The organism is Prevotella sp. HMSC077E09, from assembly GCF_001814685.1.
Lineage (GTDB): Bacteria > Bacteroidota > Bacteroidia > Bacteroidales > Bacteroidaceae > Prevotella > Prevotella oris.
Genome location: NZ_KV817554.1, coordinates 1 through 1,348, shown reverse-complemented (window position 1 = coordinate 1,348; position 1,348 = coordinate 1). Strand labels below are relative to the sequence as shown.

The window sequence follows — 1,348 nt, the reverse complement described above, 5'->3', positions numbered from 1 at the left end:
TAAGTAAATTCGCATTTGGTAGTTGAAACTACCTACTGTTAATTATTCCTGGTTTCATTAAGTCTTATTCGTATGCAATGACACCTTACATCTTGAAAGATAATCCAGAGATGAAGAACAACGCTGCTATTGAGGAGAGTATGCGCATAATGAATGGCCACAAACTTGAGCTTTTCTTGCTTGATTTGAGTTTCATCGGTTGGGCTTTACTTTCATTCTTGACTTGCGGTATAGGCTTTTTGTGGCTTGCTCCCTATATGAACATGGCTCGTGTTAACTTCTATGAGGACTTGAAGAAGGCTTCAGTAGAAGTGAAAGAGGCTTAAACGAAGATATTCTTTTTGTGGGTATCAAACGTTGAAACCTTTCGTTTATGAAAGGATTTCAGGGTTTGGTGCCCATTTTCTTTGGCATTTGGTTTCATGTTTTCAATTTGATTTGGTTGTATTCTTTTGGATAATGCCTCTGAAAGTTGTGTATATCATACTTTCCTTGTACCTTTGCAATAAATTCATTCTATGGGAAAAGGAAAGTTAGCTAAGTTTGCCGAGATGGAGACATTCAGCAATGTCTTCCAGTATCCGTTTTCAGTTGTCGACAATGTCCCGTTTGAAATGAAAGGACATTGGCGTGAGCAATATTTCAAAAACAATCATCCTGTCGTGTTGGAATTGGGTTGTGGCAAAGGAGAATATACGGTAGAGTTGGCGCGTCTCTATCCAGAAATGAACTTTATCGGCGTTGATATCAAGGGTGCTCGTATGTGGACGGGAGCAAAACAGGCCTTAGAAGCGGGATTGAAGAATGTGGCTTTCCTGCGCACGAATATCGAAATCATCGACCGTTTCTTTGCAGAAAGTGAGGTTCAAGAGATATGGCTTACTTTCAGTGACCCTCAGATGAAGAATGCTCACAAGCGTCTGACGAGCACATTCTTCCTCAATCGCTATCGTAAGTTCCTTGTTGACGGTGGTATTGTGCATCTGAAAACCGACTCAAACTTCCTCTTTACCTATACCACTTGCATGGTGAAGGAGAATAAGTTGCCTGTGGTTTTCTCGACAGAAGACCTTTATCATACGGAAGGATTAGATGAAGAAACACATAAGATATTGTCTATTCAGACCTATTATGAAAGCATGTGGATTGAGAGAGGACTCAATATCCGTTATATGAAATTCCTTCTTCCACAGCAGGGTGAACTTGTTGAGCCCGAAGTTGATATTCCTTTGGATGATTATCGCAGCTATCACCGCCCGAAACGGAGTAGCTTAAAAGTCAGTAAATAAAAAAAACTAAATTATTTGTAGTATTCCTTAATTCCGCAACACTATTATAAATTAAACTT

1 protein-coding gene and 1 pseudogene are annotated in these 1,348 nt (G+C 39.5%); both read left to right on the top strand.

The features are described from left to right. Positions 1 to 32: 32 nt before the first annotated feature. Positions 33 to 326, top strand: a pseudogene (locus tag HMPREF2983_RS06305) (DUF975 family protein); the annotation flags it as partial. 192 nt (positions 327 to 518) lie between these two features. Beyond that, the gene (gene trmB / locus HMPREF2983_RS06300; protein WP_018919534.1) at positions 519 to 1,289 is read left to right on the top strand and encodes a tRNA (guanosine(46)-N7)-methyltransferase TrmB; all 771 of its coding nucleotides are present in this window, start codon (positions 519 to 521) and stop codon (positions 1,287 to 1,289) included. The last annotated feature ends 59 nt before the right edge of the window (positions 1,290 to 1,348 follow it).

Excerpts from the sequence above, each read along its gene's own strand:
- trmB (WP_018919534.1), top strand. The coding sequence starts at position 519 with ATGGGAAAAGGAAAGTTAGCTAAGTTTGCCGAGATGGAGACATTCAGC.